9 protein-coding genes and 1 pseudogene are annotated in these 18,405 nt (G+C 67.8%); 4 read left to right on the top strand and 6 right to left on the bottom strand.

The annotated features are described in order from the left end of the window. The first annotated feature begins 64 nt into the window (after positions 1 to 64). From GBRO_RS09395 to GBRO_RS09385, 3 genes and pseudogenes are all read left to right on the top strand, one after another. Positions 65 to 5,495: pseudogene (locus tag GBRO_RS09395) on the top strand (glutamate synthase-related protein). A gap of 5 nt (positions 5,496 to 5,500) precedes the next feature. Further along, positions 5,501 to 7,381 (top strand): sulfite reductase subunit alpha, encoded by a 1,881-nt coding sequence (locus GBRO_RS09390; protein ID WP_041920380.1) that lies wholly within the window; start codon positions 5,501 to 5,503, stop codon positions 7,379 to 7,381. A 56-nt stretch (positions 7,382 to 7,437) separates the two neighbouring features. Then, positions 7,438 to 8,445, top strand: coding sequence for a ChuX/HutX family heme-like substrate-binding protein (locus tag GBRO_RS09385; RefSeq protein WP_041919830.1), 1,008 nt, complete (start codon positions 7,438 to 7,440; stop codon positions 8,443 to 8,445). 97 nt (positions 8,446 to 8,542) lie between these two features. Here GBRO_RS09385 and rho read toward each other — a convergent pair whose 3' ends face one another. The 6 genes from rho to argS all read right to left on the bottom strand — a co-directional run bounded on the left by rho (position 8,543) and on the right by argS (position 17,341). Then, positions 8,543 to 10,531 (bottom strand): transcription termination factor Rho, encoded by a 1,989-nt coding sequence (gene rho / locus GBRO_RS09380; RefSeq protein ID WP_012833717.1) that lies wholly within the window; start codon positions 10,529 to 10,531, stop codon positions 8,543 to 8,545. 330 nt (positions 10,532 to 10,861) lie between these two features. Next, a complete protein-coding gene (gene thrB / locus GBRO_RS09375; protein ID WP_012833716.1) occupies positions 10,862 to 11,872 on the bottom strand; it encodes a homoserine kinase in 1,011 nt (336 codons plus the stop codon). Beyond that, on the bottom strand, positions 11,853 to 12,935 hold the full coding sequence (gene thrC, locus GBRO_RS09370) for a threonine synthase (RefSeq protein ID WP_012833715.1): 1,083 nt from the start codon (positions 12,933 to 12,935) through the stop codon (positions 11,853 to 11,855). The genes thrB and thrC overlap by 20 nt, the downstream gene beginning before the upstream one ends. Continuing rightward, entirely contained in the window at positions 12,928 to 14,274 is a 1,347-nt protein-coding gene (locus GBRO_RS09365; protein WP_012833714.1) for a homoserine dehydrogenase, read from the bottom strand. Before GBRO_RS09365 ends, thrC begins: the two co-directional genes overlap by 8 nt. Next, on the bottom strand, positions 14,271 to 15,692 hold the full coding sequence (gene lysA / locus GBRO_RS09360) for a diaminopimelate decarboxylase (RefSeq protein ID WP_012833713.1): 1,422 nt from the start codon (positions 15,690 to 15,692) through the stop codon (positions 14,271 to 14,273). Before lysA ends, GBRO_RS09365 begins: the two co-directional genes overlap by 4 nt. Next, complete coding sequence (gene argS / locus GBRO_RS09355; RefSeq protein WP_012833712.1) at positions 15,689 to 17,341, bottom strand: arginine--tRNA ligase; 1,653 nt, start codon at positions 17,339 to 17,341, stop codon at positions 15,689 to 15,691. Before argS ends, lysA begins: the two co-directional genes overlap by 4 nt. Before the next feature lie 209 nt (positions 17,342 to 17,550). Here argS and GBRO_RS09350 point away from each other — a divergent pair, with 209 nt between their 5' ends. After that, positions 17,551 to 18,378: a DUF3105 domain-containing protein gene (locus GBRO_RS09350; protein ID WP_012833711.1), complete on the top strand. Its 828-nt coding sequence runs from the start codon at positions 17,551 to 17,553 to the stop codon at positions 18,376 to 18,378. Positions 18,379 to 18,405: the final 27 nt, after the last annotated feature.

Here is an 18,405-nt window from a genome sequence, read left to right as displayed (position 1 = left end):
GCGTTGCTTCATCGTCGCAGCGACGCCACCTCCGATCACCTCAACTGCCGAGAACAGAGGACGAATGCGGCCTGAATCCCGCCCACAGCCCTTGCTGTGGGACCCGAGCGACGAGAAGAGCAGCTGTGGTGTCGGCTTCATCACCCGCAAAGACGGCGTACAGCGGCACGAGGTCATCGAGAAGGCCGCCGAGGCCCTGTGCTCGGTCCCCCATCGCGGCGGCATGTCCTCGGCGGGCGTCGGCGACGGCGGCGGGGTGTCGATGGATCTGTCGCTGCGCTTCTTCCGCAAGGTGACCGGCCGCCGGGATCTCGCACTCGGACAGTTCTGCGTCGGGAACTTCTTCCTCCCGGCCGACTCCGCCGGCGCGGCCCGGGTCACCGCGCTGATCGAACGGACCATGACCGACCGCGGATTCACCGTGCTCACCGTTCGCGACGTACCCGTCGACGACGCGGTGCTGCGGCCCGCCGCGGTCGCGCTGCAGCTACCGATCCGCCAGTGGGTGTTCGCCGCCCCCGATCCGTGCCCGGAGCCCACCGAACTCGATCTGCTCGTCGAGCAATCCCTGTTGCACATCGAGTCCATCGGGTACACCGATCCCGCGCTGGCCGGGCTGTACCCGCTGTCGCTCTCGGCACGTACCCAGGTCCTCAAGGGACGGCTGTCGTCCCCGGAGGTGATCGCCTACTTCACCGATCTGCTCGACACCGACCACGCCGTTCACACCCTCTACTTCCACACGCGGTTCTCCACCAACACCGATCCGCACCCGACGATGGCCCAGCCATTCCGGTATCTCGCCCACAACGGCGAGCTCAACACGGACAAGAAGAACCGCATCGCGCAGGTCACGGCGGCTGCCGCGGCGCGGCGCAGCATCGTCCGCCCGCCCGGTCAGTCCGACAGTTCGCGGCTCGATCAGACCGTCGCGGCCCGGGTCACCGAAGACCGCGTCGACCTGGTCACCGCGATCGTGTCGATGATGCCCCCGGCCTGGGAGAACGACAATTCCCTCTCCCCGCGGGTCCGCGCGATGTTCGAGTACTTCTCCCTCTACGAGGAGAAGAACGACGGCCCGGCGGCCGTCGTCTTCGGCGACGGTTCGGTCATCGGTGCCCGCCTCGACCGGCTCGGGCTGCGGCCGCTGCGCACCCTGGAAACCGCGGAGTACCTGTGCGTGTTCTCCGAGGCCGGCCAGATCTCGGTACCCCCGGAGTCGGTGCTCGCCCGCGGTCGCGTGTCAGCCGGCGGGATGATCTACTACGACCACCGCGATCATCGCACCTACACCACCGAGGATGCCTACGAAAAGCTCGCCGCGGCAAGGGATTACCCAGCCCTGCTGACCGCGGCGAAGGTGTATCTGGCGCAGCTGACCCTTCGTGGCTCGCACGCTCGCACCTCAGGGAACGGGAACGGCTCGCACGCTCGCACCTCAGGGAACGGGAACGGCTCGCACGCTCGCACCTCAGGGAACGGGAAGGCCTCGCACGCTCGCACCTCAGGGAACGGGAACACCGAACTCACCGATCACCAGCGCTACGCCGCCTATCACCTCGACCAGGAGAGCTTTCGCTACTTCATGGATCCGATGCTGAAGACCGGTGCCGAGCGGGTCTCGGCGATGGGATTCGGTAATGCGATCAACGCCCTCACCAACATCGAGGCCAATGTCGCCCGATTCTTCTCGCAACGCTTCGCGCAGGTGACCAACCCACCGCTGGACAGCATTCGTGAGGCCGACGGGATGTCGCTGCGCATCGCACTCGGCACCCGGCCGCAATTGGGTCGCCCGGCCGGACGATCCCGACAGATCGTTGTGGACACACCGATTCTCACCGCCGATCAGCTCGACTGCCTCTACCAGCAGGACGAAGCACCCGTCGAGCGATTCGATGCCACCTTCGCGGTGATCGGCGCCGTCGAGGACGACCATGCGTCGCTGGTCAGTGCGATCGACGGCCTCGCCGACGCGGTCGCCACCTTCGCGCGCACCCGCGGCGGTATCGCAGTCCTCAGCGACCGCGACATCACCACCGACCGCGCAGCGCTGCCGGCGATCTTCCTCACCTCGGCGATCAACCAGCGACTCATCACCGAGGGACTGCGGCTGCGGGTCTCACTGGTCGTCGACAGCGGCCAGATCGAGTCCTCACATCATCTCGCCGCCGTGCTGGGTTTCGGTGCGGCAGCGGCACATCCGCACTCGGTCGCCCGCCGCGCCGCCGAGTCGGCACCCGACGATCAGCCCGCAGCGTTCGCGCGCTGGGCGAAAGCGGCCGAGAAGTCGCTGATGAAGACGATGGGCCGGGTCGGACTCTGTACCGCCGAGAGCTACATCGGCGGCGAGTTCTTCGAACCCAACTTCCTCGACACCGCCGACGACGACCTGCGGCGGTGGTTCCCCAACCTCCCCTCCCCCGTCGGCGGTGTCGGATTGCGTCCCATCGTCGAGGCCCTCGGGCGCGCCCACCGCGCGGCGATGCACGAAACCGCCCCACGCACCGACAAGGACCTGCCACTGCTCGGCCTGTTCAAGGAACGCTCCGGCGGGGCCGGCCATTCGTTCGGCATCACCGCGGTCGGCAAGTACGAGGAGATGACGGCCGAGAAGATCAGCTTCGCGACCGCCGGCCGCGACTCGGCTATAGCATCGGCAGCCGGAGCCGGAGATGCGTTGCGGCTGTTGACCGTCAGCGGACTCGACGACGCCTTCGGGCTCGACGCAGCCGCCTACGCCGACAGCAGCTTCGATCGGCTGAGCGACCGCGACATCGACACCTTCGAGATCACCGCCGCGTACCGCTCATTCAGCGCCGAACTCGCCACCACCCGCACGACCCGGCCCAGCGCCCTGCGCGATGTCCTGGTGGCCGACGCCGGCCCGACGTCGCCGATCGCCCTCACCGATGTGCAACCCGCACACGAGATCACGGCCACCTTCGCGTCGGGTGCGATGAGCCACGGCGCTCGTCGCTCCGGCACACGAGGCCGTCGCCCATGGCACCAACATGGTCGGCGGACTCTCCAACAGCGGCGAGGGTGGCGAGCACCTGTCCCGCTACGGCACGATCCGCGCGTCGCGCATCAAACAGTTCGCGTCCGGCCGGTTCGGCATCTGGGCCGGCTACCTCGCCGACCCGATGCTCACCGAACTGGAGATAAAGATCGGGCAGGGCGCGAAACCCGGTGAGGGCGGCCAGCTTCCGGCGCCCAAGGTGACCGTCGAGATCGCCGCCGCGCGCGGCGGGACACCCGGCGTCGAACTCGTCTCCCCACCGCCGCACCACGACACGTACTCCATCGAGGACCTCGCCCAACTCATCCATGACTGCAAGGCCGCGCGCGTGCGGGTCATCGTCAAGCTGGTGTCGTCGGAAGGCATCGGCACCATCGCGGTCGGCGTCGCCAAGGCCGGCGGCGACGTCATCAACGTCGCGGGTAATACCGGCGGAACGGGTGCGGCGTCGGTGTCGAGCCTGCGCTACGCGGGCCGGGCCGCTGAGATCGGACTGGCCGAAGTCCATCAGGCGTTGTGCGCCAACGGCCTTCGCCAGAAGGTGGTGCTGCGCACCTCGGGCGCACACCAGAAGGGTTCCGACGTGGTCACCTCGGCCCTGCTCGGCGCCGACAGCTTCGAGTTCGGCACCGCCGCACTGATGATGGTGGGCTGCGTGATGGCCAAGAACTGCAACATCAAGTGCCCGGCAGGCCTGACCACCAATCCCGAGGTCTTCGAAGGTGATGCGCGGTCGATGGCGCAGTATCTGCTGAACATCGCCCACGAGGTCCGGGAGATCCTCGCGTCCCTCGGACTGCCCGACCTCGCCGCGGCCCGTGGGCGCACCGACCTGCTGCGCCTCGACGCGCGAGCCGACACCATCGTCGGCATCCTGCGACTCGATGCCCTGCTCGCCCGGGTCACCGCGCCCGTGATCGCCGACCCGGTCTATCTCGAACGCGATTACGCCATCGACGACGTTCTGCTCAACCAGGTGCGCGCCGCGCTGATCGACGAGGGTGCCACCGCGGTGGCCACCACCGAGGTCTGTCTGGGCAACCGCAACAAGAGCGTCGGCGCCCAACTCGCCGTCGACATCGAACGCATCCTGAACCACGAACTCGACGAGCAGACCGCGGCGGCACTGCCGTCGGTGCACACCGACGACCGCGGGCGCCGGCATCTGGCCGCGGACACGGTCACCGTGTCCACCACCGGATCGGCCGGGCTTTCCTATGCGGCGTTCTGCAATGACGGTATGTACCTGCGGCACACCGGAACCTGCAACGACGGGGTCGGTAAGTCGATGTCCGGTGGCACCGTTGTCGTCGCCTCGCCCGGTGGCGGGTCACCGGCCGTCGGCGGCAACGTGCTGATCGGCAACTTCGCCCTGTTCGGTGCCACCGGCGGGCGGTTGTTCGTCGAAGGTGAGGCCGGTGACCGCTTTGCGGTCCGCAACTCCGGGGCCACCGCCGTGGTCGAGGGACTCGGCGAATTCGGTTGCGAATACATGACCAACGGCGCCGTCCTCAACCTCGGCGGTTACGGCAAGGGTCTCACCAACGGCATGAGTGGCGGATTCCTCTACCAGTACGATCCGGCCTGCACCCTCGACGACCGGATCAGTTCGGACTCGGTGATCGTGGGTGCCATCACCGGAGTCGACGACCCGCTCGCCCCGATCCATCACCTCGCGGTGTTCACCATGCTCCAGATGCACGCCGAGGCAACGGGATCCGCGCTGGCCACCCGACTGCTGGAGAACTGGGAGACCGAGCGGCACTACATCTGCTACGCGATGCCACGGGCACTGCTCTCGTATCAGGACAGCGACGTGCTGATGGCCACCGTCTCCCCTCGCGACCTCCTCGACGAACTGTCGTCGGCCATCGCGGTCGATCAGGTGCGCAAGCTGAAGATCGCCATGCGCACCGGGACACCCGTGGCCGGCGGCGCGGTCCCCGACTACGGGCAGACCGACACCGACGACATGTACCGGCTTCTCGGCGCATTCACCGTCTTCGAGCTCGCCCGGGAGCTCGCGACCACCCGGCTCACCCGCTCACGCAGCACGGCGGCCACCGCGTCGGCATGGACCGAGCACGCGATCGCCCGCGCCGCCCGCAACCTGGTCCTCACCGAGGACTTCGATCTCGTCGGCCGGGTCGCCGGGTACGCGCGGTCCATCCTGTCCGACCACGACACCGAGCAGATCTCCGCGCTGATCGCCGCCAAACGCGTCGACGACTACAAGCAGGCCCTCGCCCGACGCAACGTCCTGTCGATGGACGCACCGGCAACCTACGGATGGATTCTGTTGCAGGACCCGAAGAATCGTGAACGACTCGGCGGTCTGCCCAGCTTCGACGAGTTGTTCGCCGCACGGGCGACACCCGACATCGCCGATGCGCTGCGCGCCTCCTCTGCCCGGATCACCGCGTCCCAGATCGACATTCGCCAGATCGACACAACCCAACCCAAGGCCGGGTGATGATGATGCAACTCCCCTACATTCCCACCGACGTCCCCTTCACCGGTGAGCAGAAGGCCTGGCTCGCCGGATTTCTCGCCGGACTCGGGACGCGCTCGGTCATTCCGGCCGGTTCCGCGGCACCCGCGCAGGTGGGCGCGGCACCGTCGGCCGACGCCGAGGCGGGCGGTCCAGTCGGTCTGCAGATCCTCTACGGCACCCAGACCGGCAACGCCGAGTGGGTGGCCGACACCGCCAAGACCCAGGCCGGCGCACACGGTTTCGACCCGCAGGTCTCGGACATGGCCGACATGGACGTGACCACCCTCGCCGCGGTACGCCGACTACTCGTGATCGTCTCGACCTACGGCGAGGGCGACATGCCCGACGACGCGGAGGACTTCTGGCAGGCGCTCGCCGCACCCGACGCCCCGCGTCTCGACGGTCTCTACTACGGCGTGCTGGCACTGGGTGATTCCATCTACGACGGCTTCTGTCAGTCCGGCAAGAACATCGACGCCCGGCTCGCCGAACTGGGCGCCACCCGCGTGATCGACCGCGTCGACTGCGATGTGGACTTCCAGAAGTCCGCCGACGAATGGCTGGCCGGCGCGCTGGCGGCACTGACCGCGATCGAGACCGGCGGCGCGAGGGCCACCGATGATGAATCCGGCACCGAGACCGTCGAGCCCCCGGCCGCGCAGGTCGTCGTCGACACCCCGGACACCCCGCCCGCCCCCGAGGCAGCGGCGGCGCCGGCACCGGTACGTGCGAAGGGCGCCAAATCACCGTGGGGCCGCAAGAATCCGTACCCGGCCAAGATCGTCGCCAACACCGTGCTGTCCGGCCCGACGTCGGACAAGGAGGTCCGCCACCTGGTGATCTCGTTGGGCGACAGCGGGATCGACTACCAGCCCGGCGACGGTATCAGCATCACCCCGGTCAACGATCCCGCCCTCGTGGAGAAGATCCTCACCCGGCTCGGCGCCACCGGCGACGAGATGATCAGCGATCGCAAATCGCAATACACCCTGCGCGATGCCCTGACGCATCGTTTCGAGATCGCCACGCCGTCAAAGTATCTCGTCGACTACATCGCCTCACGCACCGAGGACCCAGAGCTGACGCACCTGTCGGCGACCGGCGATCACGAAGCGCTCGACGCCTGGCTGTGGGGTCGTGACGTGCTCGATCTGCTCAACGTCGATCCCGCGGTGACGATCACACCCGAGGAGTTGATCGCCGAACTACGTCCACTGGCCCACCGCGTCTATTCCATCTCGTCGAGTCCGCTCGCGCACGCCGGTACGGTACACATCACCATGGCCACCGTCCGGTATCGCTCGGGAGACCGGATGCGCGGCGGCGTGTGCTCCACCTATCTGGCCGACCGCCGCACCGAGGGCGACACCGTGCCGGTGTTCATCCAGCCGAACAAGTCGTTCCGCCCGCCCGCCGACGACGTCGCAGCCATCATGATCGGCCCCGGCACCGGTATCGCGCCGTTCCGGTCCTTCCTGCACGAGCGGCAGGCACGCGGCGCGCAGGGCGAGAACTGGCTGTTCTTCGGCGACCAGCACCGCGACGCGGACTTCATCTACGCCGACGAGATCACCGGGTTCGCCGCCGACGGAATCCTGAACCGCCTCGACCTCGCCTTCTCCCGCGACCAGGACCACAAGATCTACGTGCAGGACCGCATGCGGGAGAAGGGCGCGGACCTGTTCGCCTGGCTGCAGGACGGCGCACATGTGTACGTGTGCGGCGATGCCACCCGGATGGCCCGCGACGTCGACGACGCGCTGCACCAGATCGTGGCCGAGCACGGATCACTCGACGACGAGGCGGCCCAGGACTACATCAACCGTCTCAAGAAGGACAAGCGCTACCTGCGCGACGTGTACTAGCCCGATCGAACGGCAGTGACGATGGAACGCCAGTGACGATGGAACGGCAGTGAGGAATGGCAACGATGCCCGAGAACCCCGACGCCCATGACGAGGCCAACCCGGCGTGCCGGCGCGACCGCGGGTGCTGTTGTCCGCGCGCGCAACGTGTCACGAGCGACCTCGACACGCTGCTCGCCACACCGGGTTTCGCCGGTTCGCTGCTCAACTCCGAGGTGACGTCGGTGACCGGACGCCTGCCCCTGCTCGACAAGGTGGTGGGGGTCACCGTCGCCGGGCCGGTCATCATGAACGACGTCGGCGTCCACGACATCCCGGTCACCTCGGGCGGACCGATCCGGACCGATCCGTCCCGGATCACGTTGAGGCTCAACCCGGATCGTCTGGGCTCGGCGCTGGTCACCGATCCGGCAGCCAACGTCCCCCCGACGCTGCGGCTGTTCGACGCCACCGGGAACACCGCGCACGCCACCTATCTCACCGAGCACTCCGACCGTCTGGCCTTCGAGGCGCTGTCGCTGTCGGCACCTGACAGTGCCGAACCCGGCCCGGCCACTTACACCGACACCGACACCGACACCGACACCGATCATGCGGATGTCCCTGCACCGCAGGCAGATCAGATCGCCCAGTTCGATTCGATCCTGGGCGACGGGGGCGTCACCCGGATGCGGTCGTTGCCCGGCTACGCCGAGCACGGCTATGCGAGGGCGCCATCGCGCCGCGTCATCGCCGCCCTCGAGCACGCCGCCCTACTCGGCATGCCCATGACGATGGCGACGGCGGCTCCCGGCTGCATCCAGATGCGTCACGACCAGCTCGACGGCGCGCGCGAACACCGCGGTCAGATGGTGATCGCTTCCGGCAGCTGCCGCGCCATGATCAACTTCAATCTCGCCGCCGAATGCTGGATCACCTGGTCACAGGGCGTCTGGGGCCGGACCGGCTCGATCGAGATCTACGACCGCCACGCGCAGTGCGCGATGGTCGCCACCCAGACCGGCTCGGTCTCGGCGGCGATCTTCGAGGCCTGGGATCATCTGCTCACCGATCTGAGCAGCTGAGCCGCCGCGGACCGATCATCCGCGCGGCCACCCGGACAGACAGCACGGCCGCACTGTCATGACGATCAGTGCGGCCGCGTCCGGGTTTGCCCGTGGATCAGTCGTCCTTCATCGCTCCCGGCGCGTTGGACTGCACCTGCATCAGGAATTCGACGTTGGTCTTGGTCTTCTTGAGCTGGCTGAGCAGCAGGTCGATCGCCTGCTGCGAGTCGAGACCCGACAGCACCCGACGCAGCTTGTGCATGATCGAGAACTCCTCGGGTGACATCATCAGCTCGTCCTTGCGAGTGCTCGACTGATTGACGTCGACGGCCGGGAAGACCCGGCGGTCGGCGATCTTGCGGTCGAGCTTGAGCTCGGCGTTGCCGGTGCCCTTGAACTCCTCGAAGATGACCGTGTCACCGGTGGACCCGGTCTCCACGAGGGCGGAGGCGATGATCGTCAGCGAACCGCCGTTCTCGATGTTGCGGGCCGCACCGAGGAACCGCTTCGGCGGGTACAGAGCCGTCGAATCGACACCGCCGGACAGGATTCGGCCCGACGCCGGCGAGGCATTGTTGTAGGCACGCCCGAGGCGGGTGATCGAATCGAGCAGGACCACGACGTCCTTCCCGCTCTCCACGAGACGCTTGGCCCGCTCGATGGCGAGCTCGGCGACCGAGGTGTGATCTGACGGCGGACGATCGAAGGTGGAGGCGATGACCTCACCCTTGACCGAACGCTGCATGTCGGTGACCTCTTCGGGCCGTTCGTCGACGAGGACCACCATCAGATGGCATTCCGGGTTGTTGATGGTGATCGCGTTGGCGATGTCCTGCAGGATCGTGGTCTTACCGGCCTTGGGCGGCGACACGATCAGCGCGCGCTGCCCCTTACCGATCGGCATGATCAGGTCGATGACGCGGGTGTCGAGACGTTCCGGCGTCGTCTCCAGGCGCAGACGCTGATTCGGGTAGAGCGGGGTGAGCTTGCCGAACTCCGGGCGCTTGCGCGCGGCCTCGACATCGCCACCGTTGACGGTGTCCAACCGGACGAGCGGGTTGAACTTCTGGCGCTGATTCTGCTGCTCACCCTCGCGCGGCACCTTGACGGCGCCGGTGATCGCGTCGCCGCGACGCAATCCGTTCTTGCGCACCAGGTTCATCGACACGTAGACGTCGTTGGGGCCGGCCAGATATCCGGAGGTCCGGACGAACGCGTAGTTGTCCAGCACGTCGAGGATGCCCGCGACCGGCTGCAACACATCGTCCTCGGAGACCTGCGGCTCGCCGGCGGAGTCACCGCGGTCACGTCCCCGGCGACGTTCACGGAACCGGCGACCGCGGCGGCCGCGGCCGGAACCGTCACCGTCGTCGTCGCGGTTCTGGTTTCCGGGACCGTTGTTCGGGCCGTTACCGCCCTGATTGCTGTTCTGGTTGCCGCTGTTCTGGTTACCGCTGTTCTGGTTACCGCCACCTTGGTTGCGGTTGCGGTTCCGATTGCGCTGCTCGTTGCCATCCGCGCCGTCGCCCTGCCGGGAATCGGACTGGGCATCACCCGAACGAGCCTGGCCACGATTGTCGCCGTCGGCCTTCGGCCGGTCGGCAGTCTTGTCTGTGGACTTGTCGACGGCCTTGTCGGCAGTCGGGGCGGCCGGGTCGGCCGACTCAGACCTGGCGGTCTCCGCCTGGGCTGCGCCACCGCGGCGACGCCGCGTCGGGCCTTCGGCGGTGCCCCCGGACTCAGTGCCCGCAGAACCCGTGCCCGCAGAACCAGTGCCCGCGGAGTCGGCGAGCGTCATCTGCTCGGGTGCACCGGAATCCTTGGGCGCCGATGCGCGCCTCGCCTTCTTCTCGGCCTCACCGATGCCGTTGGCGCTCGCAGCGCCGGCCTGACGCTCCTTGATGGCGGCGATCAGATCGCCTTTGCGCATGCCGGAGGTCCCCTTGATGCCGAGTTCACCGGCAACAGCGCGCAGCTCGGTCAGCACCATCCCGGTGAGTCCGGTCCGCTGCGTCCGGGTGCGCGACTTGGATGCGGCGCCGGACGCTGCGGAATCGGCGGAACCCTCTTCGGCAGGTGCGGTGATCAGGTCCGTTTCGGTCACGGATGTCCTTTCGTTCCCCCAGGTCAGAAGCTGGTGGGCTCTCCAACCCGCCACGTGGTGGCGGGATCGTCGTCCAAGTGGACGGTCAGAAAATCATGGGTTCGCTGCGGCGTGTCGAAAGATCACCCATCCTCGCAGCAAGAGACCAAGTATCAAGCACGGGCCGGTTACTTGATCTGAATGTGAGGAGCAAGGCGAAACATGCCTGCATCGCGAGACAACTATATGCTAACGCCTCGCCTGCGGTTTCGACAAACACCCCCGCGAATCCGTGTGTCACGACGAGACCGCTGTTCGGCGGCGCAACCGACCGCACGCCTGACGGCCTGGTCAGCTGACTCCCCGCCCGGAGCCGACGACCACCTCGACACCACCCGCGATGGTGACCGCCCGGGGGGTGAATCCCGCGGCGACCGCGCGTTCGCGTACCTCACCCGGAACCGGCCGCACGCTGAGCACCAGGACGCTGGGACCTGCCCCGGACACGGTCGCCGCGTATCCACGGGCGCGCAGGTCGGCCACCAGTTCGGCGGTCGGTGCCATGGACTCGGCCCGGTACGGCTGATGCAGCCGATCCTCGGAAGCCGCGGTCAGGCAGTCCGGATCGGTGGTGAGGGCGACGACGGCCAGCGCCGATCGGCTCAGATTGAAGATCGCGTCGGTTCTCGGCACCACATCCGGCAGCAGCCCACGGGTGAACGCCGTCGACGATTCGGTGTCGGGCACGAACACCGTCGCGCAGATATCGGGATGCACCGGAAGGCGCCGCGCCTGATAGACGGGCACCTGGTCCACCCCGGCGATCCAGGTGACCACCGCGGACCCCAGGACACTCGCAGCGGCGTTGTCCGGGTGTCCCTCGAACTCGCTCGACAGTTGCACCAGTTCGTCGGCCGTCAGCCCGGGCCCGGCGCCGGCCGCCGCGATCAGACCCGACGCTGCGGCCAGCCCGGAGACCGCCGCGGCCGCCGAGGACCCGAGACCACGCGAGTGCGGGATCTCGTTGCTGCAGCGAAGTTTCAGGCCCGGAACACCGACGCCGGCGTATTCCAGGCCACGCCTCAGGGCGCGCGCCACCAGGTGGCTGCCGTCGGTCGGGACGTCGCCGGCCCCCTCGCCACTCACCTCGACCTCGACGCCCTCACCGGCGACGGTGTGCACCTCGACTTCGTCGTAGATGCCCAATGCGATTCCGAGACAATCGAATCCGGGCCCCAGATTGGCACTCGACGCGGGCACCCGGACCCGTGCCGAAAGCCCTTCGGGCAGTGGGCTGCCCGAAGTCACGGCGGGGCGGTCGGCGTCGTCGTCCACCGTGGTCTCAGGCCACGCCGAGTGCATCTGCCACCGCCACCGGGTCCACCGGGATCGCCTCCACCTCGGGCATCCCCGACAGCGCGGTGTCGGGGTCCTTGAGACCGTTGCCGGTGACGGTACAGACGACGGTCTGACCCTCCCGCACCCAGCCCTCGGTGCGCGCCGCCAGCAGGCCGGCGACACTGGCCGCCGACGCCGGCTCCACGAACAGGCCTTCCCGACCCGCGATCAGCCGATAAGCCTCGAGGAGTTTCTCGTCGGTCGCCGCCAGGAACCGTCCGTCGGATTCTTCCTTGGCCGCCACGGCCTGATTCCAGCTCGCCGGCGACCCGATACGGATCGCGGTGGCAATGGTCTCCGGCTCCTTCACCGGCGCCCCGTTGACCAGCGGAGCCGCACCGGCGGCCTGCACGCCCAGCATGCGCGGCAGCCGGTCGGCGACACCGTCGGCGTGGTACTCCTTGTAGCCCTTCCAGTACGCGGTGATGTTGCCCGCGTTCCCGACCGGCAGCGCGTGCACGTCGGGGGCGCGGCCCAGCACGTCGACGATCTCGAACGAGGCCGTCTTCTGTCCCTCGATGCGCGCCGGATTGACCGAGTTGACCAATTCGATCTCGGTGAACTCCGCGGTCGCCTTGCGGGCGAGTTCCAGGCAGTCGTCGAAGTTGCCCTGCACCTGAATGATCTTGGCACCGTGCATGACCGCCTGGGCCAGTTTGCCCATCGCGATCTTGCCCTCGGGGATCAGCACCGCGCAGGTGATGCCGGCGCGGGTGGCATACGCCGCTGCCGATGCCGACGTGTTGCCGGTGGATGCGCACAGCACCGCGGTCTTGCCGTTGTTGACCGCATTGCTGACCGCCATCGTCATCCCGCGGTCCTTGAACGATCCGGTCGGGTTGAGGCCCTCGACCTTGAGGTAGACCTCGCAGCCGGTTATCTCGGACAGATGGGGCGCGCTGATCAGCGGGGTCCCGCCCTCCAGCAGGGTCACGACCTTCCAGTCGTCTCCGACGGGCAGCCGCGAACGGTATGCCTCGATCAGCCCGGGCCAGCCGCTGTGCACGGGTCCAGTCGCTTCAGTCATCGGTTCCTTCCAATCGCAGAACGCTCGACACCTTGATGACGGCATCCATGTCCTCTAGTGCCGCAACACATTCCGACTGCGCACGGTCGGGTGCGCGGTGGGTCACGACAATCAGGCGGGCATCGTCACCGGCACCCTCCTGCCGAACGGCGGCGATGCTCACCGACCGCTTGGTGAACTCGCCGGCGACCTGCGCCAGCACGCCCGGACGGTCGGCGACCCGCATCGAGATGTAGTACCGGGTCGGTACGTCGTCCACGGGTGCGATGGGTAGCGAGGCGTACGTCGACTCCAGCGGACCGCGGCCGCCGTGCACCCGGTTGCGCGCCGCCATGACCATGTCGCCGAGCACGGCCGACGCGGTTGGCGCACCGCCGGCACCCTGCCCGTAGAACATCAGTCGCCCGGCGTTCTCCGCCTCGACGACGACCGCGTTGAACGCGCCGTTGACCGAGGCCAGCGGGTGGGTCAGCGGGATGAGCGCCGGATACACGCGCGCCGAGACACGCTCGGAGCCGTCGGCATCATGGACACGCTCGCAGATGGAGAGGAGTTTGACGGTGCAGTCGAACTTCTTGGCCGCCACCAGGTCGTCGGCGGTGACCGCGGAGATGCCCTCGCGGTAGACGTCGGCGGCGGTCACCCGGGTGTGGAAGGCGATGGAGGCGAGGATCGCCGCCTTGGACGCGGCGTCGTAGCCCTCCACGTCGGCGGTCGGATCGGCCTCGGCGTACCCCAGGCGTCCGGCCTCGGCGAGTGTCGCCTCGTAGTCGGCGCCGGTCTCGTCCATCGCGGAGAGGATGAAGTTGGTGGTGCCGTTGACGATTCCGGCGACCCGCTCCACGGTGTCACCGGCCAGCGACTGCATCAGCGGCCGTACCACCGGGATGGCACCGGCCACGGCCGCCTCGAAGTACAGGTCCACCTTGGCCCGTGCGGCGGCCGTCGCGAGTTCACCGGTGTACTCGGCGAGCAGCGCCTTGTTGGCGGTCACCACCGATTTCCCGTTCTCCAGCGCCGCCCGGATCAGCCCACGGGCCGGATCGATACCGCCCATCAGCTCGACGACGATGTCCACGTCGTCGCGGGCGACGAGGGCGCCGGGATCGTCGGTCAGCAGTTCGGGGTCGATGGCGCGCGGTCGCGCGAGGTCGCGGACGGCGACGCCCCGCAGCTGCACGGGCGCGCCGACGCGGGCCTGCAGGTCGGCGGCGTTGTCGGAGATGATGCGCACCACCTCGGCGCCCACATTTCCCATCCCGAGTACCGCGACGCCGATACTGCGGGCACCGGCGTCCTGATCGTCACTACGCTCGACAGTGTTGCCACCGGCCGTCACTGGGTCACCTCCAGGCTGAAGAAATCGTCGATGTTCTCGCGGCGCAACAGCATTCGGTCTGCTCCGTCGGCGATCGCGACCACCGGCGGGCGCATCGCCATGTTGTAGCGACTCGACATCGAATAGCAGTACGCGCCGGTCGCCGCCACCGCGATCAGATCGCCGGGCTCCAGATCCTCGGGCAGCCAGCAGTCCTTGATCACGATGTCGCCGCTCTCGCAGTGCTTTCCGACGACGCGACTGACCACGGCACGCGCGGTGGACACCCGCGACACCAGGCGCACGTCGTATTCGGCCTGATAGAGGACGGTGCGGATGTTGTCGCTCATGCCGCCGTCGACCGACACGTAGCGACGGACAGAGCCGCCGCCGAGGGCGACGTCCTTGATGGTGCCGACGCGATACAGCGTCACGGTCCCGGGACCGGCTATGGCGCGGCCCGGTTCCACCGCGATGGTGGGCATCGGCAGTCCGACGGCCGATGATTCGCGGCGAACGATCTCCGCCAGCTTTTCCGCGACGGTGCCGACCGGCAGCGGACGCTCCTCGGGCAGGTACGAGATGCCCAGTCCCCCACCGAGATCCACGATCGACATCTGTGCGGTCTTGTCGACACCGAACTCGGCAACCACGTCGTGTAGCAGACCGAGCACCCGGTGGGCGGCGAGTTCGAAGCCGTCCATGTCGAAGATCTGCGAGCCGATGTGACTGTGCAACCCGACCAACCGCAGGTTGTCGGTGGCGAACACCCGGCGCACCGCATCCATGGCGACCCCGCCGGCCAGGGCGAAACCGAACTTCTGATCCTCGTGCGCCGTCGAGATGAATTCGTGTGTGTGTGCCTCGACTCCCACGGTGACCCGGACCAGCACGTCGGCGACCACACCGCGTTCGCCGGCCAGCGCATCGAGTCGTTCGATCTCCACAAAGGAGTCCAGCACCACGTGACCGACCCCGGCGTCCAGGGCCGCGGTGAGTTCGGCGACGCTCTTGTTGTTGCCGTGCAACGCGATCCGCTCGGGCGGGAAGCCGGCACGTAGCGCGATCGCGAGTTCACCGCCGGAGCACACGTCGAGCGACAGTCCCTCCTCGTTCACCCAGCGCGCGACCTCGGTGCACAGGAAGGCCTTGGACGCGTAGTGAACTCGTCCGTACGGACCGAAGGCCGACATCATGTCCGCGCAGCGTGACCGGAAATCGGCCTCGTCGACCAGGAACACCGGCGTGCCGTACTTGTCGGCGAGCTCGGACACCCCGACACCGGCGATCTCCAGTTCACCGTCAGCGTTGCGAGCTGCGTTGCGCGGGAAGACATTCGCCGGGATCTCGGCGAGCACCGACGGGTCATTGGGCCGCTGCGCCAGATGCGGCGCAGCCAGGAGTTCGGCGTGCCGGGGCCCGGCGGGATGCGCGTTCACATCCGCTCCGGTGCGCTCACGCCGACCAGGTCGAGACCGTTGGCCAGCACCTGACGGGTTGCCGCGCACAGCGCGAGCCGGGCCCGGTGGATGTCGGCGGGCTCCTCATCTCCCTGAGGCAGCACGCGGCAGCGCGCGTAAAAGCGGTGGTACGCGCCGGCCAGGCTCTCCAGGTAGCGGCAGACGCGATGCGGTTCACGCAACGACGCCGCCGTCGCCACCACCTCGTCGAAGTCACCGATGGTCCGGATCAATTCCCCCTCGGCGGGATCGACGAGCAGGTCGATGTTCGCCAGGTCCGGTTGCAGGCCCAGGTCGGCGGCATTGCGCGACAACGCACTCAGCCGGGCGTGGGCGTATTGCACGTAGTACACCGGGTTCTCGTTGGACTGCTTCGTGAGCAGATCGAGGTCGATGTCGATGTTGACGTCGACCGACGACCGGATCAGCGAGTAGCGCGCGCCGTCGACACCGACGGCCTCGACGAGGTCGTCGAGGGTGATCACCGTTCCGGCGCGCTTGCTCATCCGGACCGGCTTGCCGTCGCGGACGAGATTGACCATCTGACCGATGAGGACCTCCACCACGTCCGGGTCGTCGCCGAGCGCTGCGGCCGCGGCCTTGAGCCGGCTGATGTAGCCGTGGTGGTCGGCGCCGAGCATGTAGATGCAGAGGCTGAACCCGCGGTTGCGTTTGTCCCGGATGTAGGCGATGTCGCCGGCGATGTAGGCCGCGTTGCCGTCACTCTTGATGACGACCCGATCCTTGTCGTCACCGAACTCGGTGGACCGCAGCCACCAGGCCCCGTCCTTCTCGTACAGCTTGTCGTTGGCCTTGAGCTCTGCGATGCACTCGTCGACCAGCCCCGAGGTGAACATGCTGTCCTCGTGGGTGAACACGTCGAAGTCGGTGCCGAACTCGTGCAGGCTCTCCTTGATGTGGGCGAACATCAGCTCGACCCCCACCGAGCGGAAGGTCTCCACCCGCTCGTCGTCGGGCTGCTCGAGGACGCCCGGTACCTGCTGCACGACTGCGGCGGCGATGTCACCGATGTAGGCACCCGCGTACCCGTCCTCGGGAGTCGGGCCGCCCTGGGCGGCGGCTTCGAGCGACCGCGCGAACCGGTCGATCTGGGTGCCGTGATCGTTGAAGTAGTACTCACGGGTCACTGCGGCGCCGCGGGCTCCGAGGACACGCCCGAGCGCGTCGCCCACCGCCGCCCACCGGGTGCCGCCCAGGTGGATCGGGCCGGTCGGATTGGCCGAGACGAACTCGAGGTTGATCACCGATCCGCCGAGTTCGTCACCGCGGCCGTACTCGGCGCCCTGCTCCACGACGGTGGCGATGACAGTGTTCTGCGCGGCTGCGGCCAGCCAGAGATTGACGAAACCGGGACCGGCGACCTCCGCTTTCGCGATGCCGTCGGCTCCGGCGTACGCCTCGGCCAGCCAACCGGCGAGTTCGCGCGGCGAGACGCCGAGACGTTTGCCGAGTTGCAGCGCGATATTCGTGGAGTAATCACCGTGATCGGCGTGCCGCGGGCGCTCGACTCCGACGGAATCGGGCACCAGCGTCTCGTCGAGTCCGTGGTCACGAACCACGGTCGAGGTCACGGCCGCGAGTAGCGCGGCGAGGTCGGCGGGAGTCACAGGACACCATCCTATTGGCCGCTGACCTCGGAGAGACAATCGCCCGTCGGGTTTCCATCCACACCGTCGCCGAGGGGTGAGCGGGCGGCGGTCACCATGACCTCAGCAGGCTCTCATCCGGCCACCAGTAGACTGTGCACGCCGCGAACCGGAGCGGGCAGGTGATTTCCGGCGGGGACCACTGAGCAGGCGAACAGAGAAAGAGATCCATGGCGGGCAAACCCGGGGCGAACGTCCCCAAGACCAGCAAGCGCGGCAAGTCGTCGACGCCCACCGGTGGCATCGACTGGATGGTCGTGGCGGCCGTCGTGGTGGTGGTCGCGCTGATCGGCGGTCTCGCCTGGTATCTCGTTCCCCGGTTCCTCGACAAGCGCGCCGAGGAAGAGGCAGCCAAGATCGCCCCGGAAACGGTCCAGGAGTTCGTCCCGACGCCGCAGAATCCCGATCCGGCATCCAGGATCCCGGGCATCGTGAAGAAGTACTACCCGGCCGCAACGCACACCGAGAAGCGGGTCGCCTACGACCAGTCGCCGCCGTTCGGCGGGCCGCATGACGCGATCTGGGCCACCTGCACCGGCATCGTCTACCCCAATCCGATCCGGTCGGAGAATGCGGTGCATGCCCTCGAGCACGGCGCGGTGTGGATCACCTACAACCCGGACACCATCTCCTCCGGTGATCTGGACTACCTGAAGAACCTGGTTCGCGGTGAACAGTACCTGTTCATGTCGCCCTACCCGGGTCTGAGTTCTCCTCTGTCGCTGCAGAGTTGGGGACATCAGCTCAAACTGGAATCCGCACACGACCCGCGCGTCAACCAGTTCATCACCGCGCTGCGCCGCAACGCGATGACCAACGTCTACCCCGAGAACCCGGAGCAGGCCTCCTATCCGGAGGTCCAGGCCACCTGCGGTCCGATCCCCGGTTTCGATCCGTCGAACCCGCCTCCCGCCGATCAGGGACCCCCCGGACCCGACGCCTTCCCGATGAACGGCAAGCCGGCGTCCGAGGTGACCGCGCCGATGCCCACCGGCTAGCAGACGCACGGCATCGTCCCAAGAAAG

Source organism: Gordonia bronchialis DSM 43247 (genome assembly GCF_000024785.1).
Classification (GTDB): Bacteria; Actinomycetota; Actinomycetes; order Mycobacteriales; family Mycobacteriaceae; genus Gordonia; species Gordonia bronchialis.
Note: the sequence above shows the minus strand (reverse complement) of the source record. Positions and strands in the feature narration are given on the sequence as shown.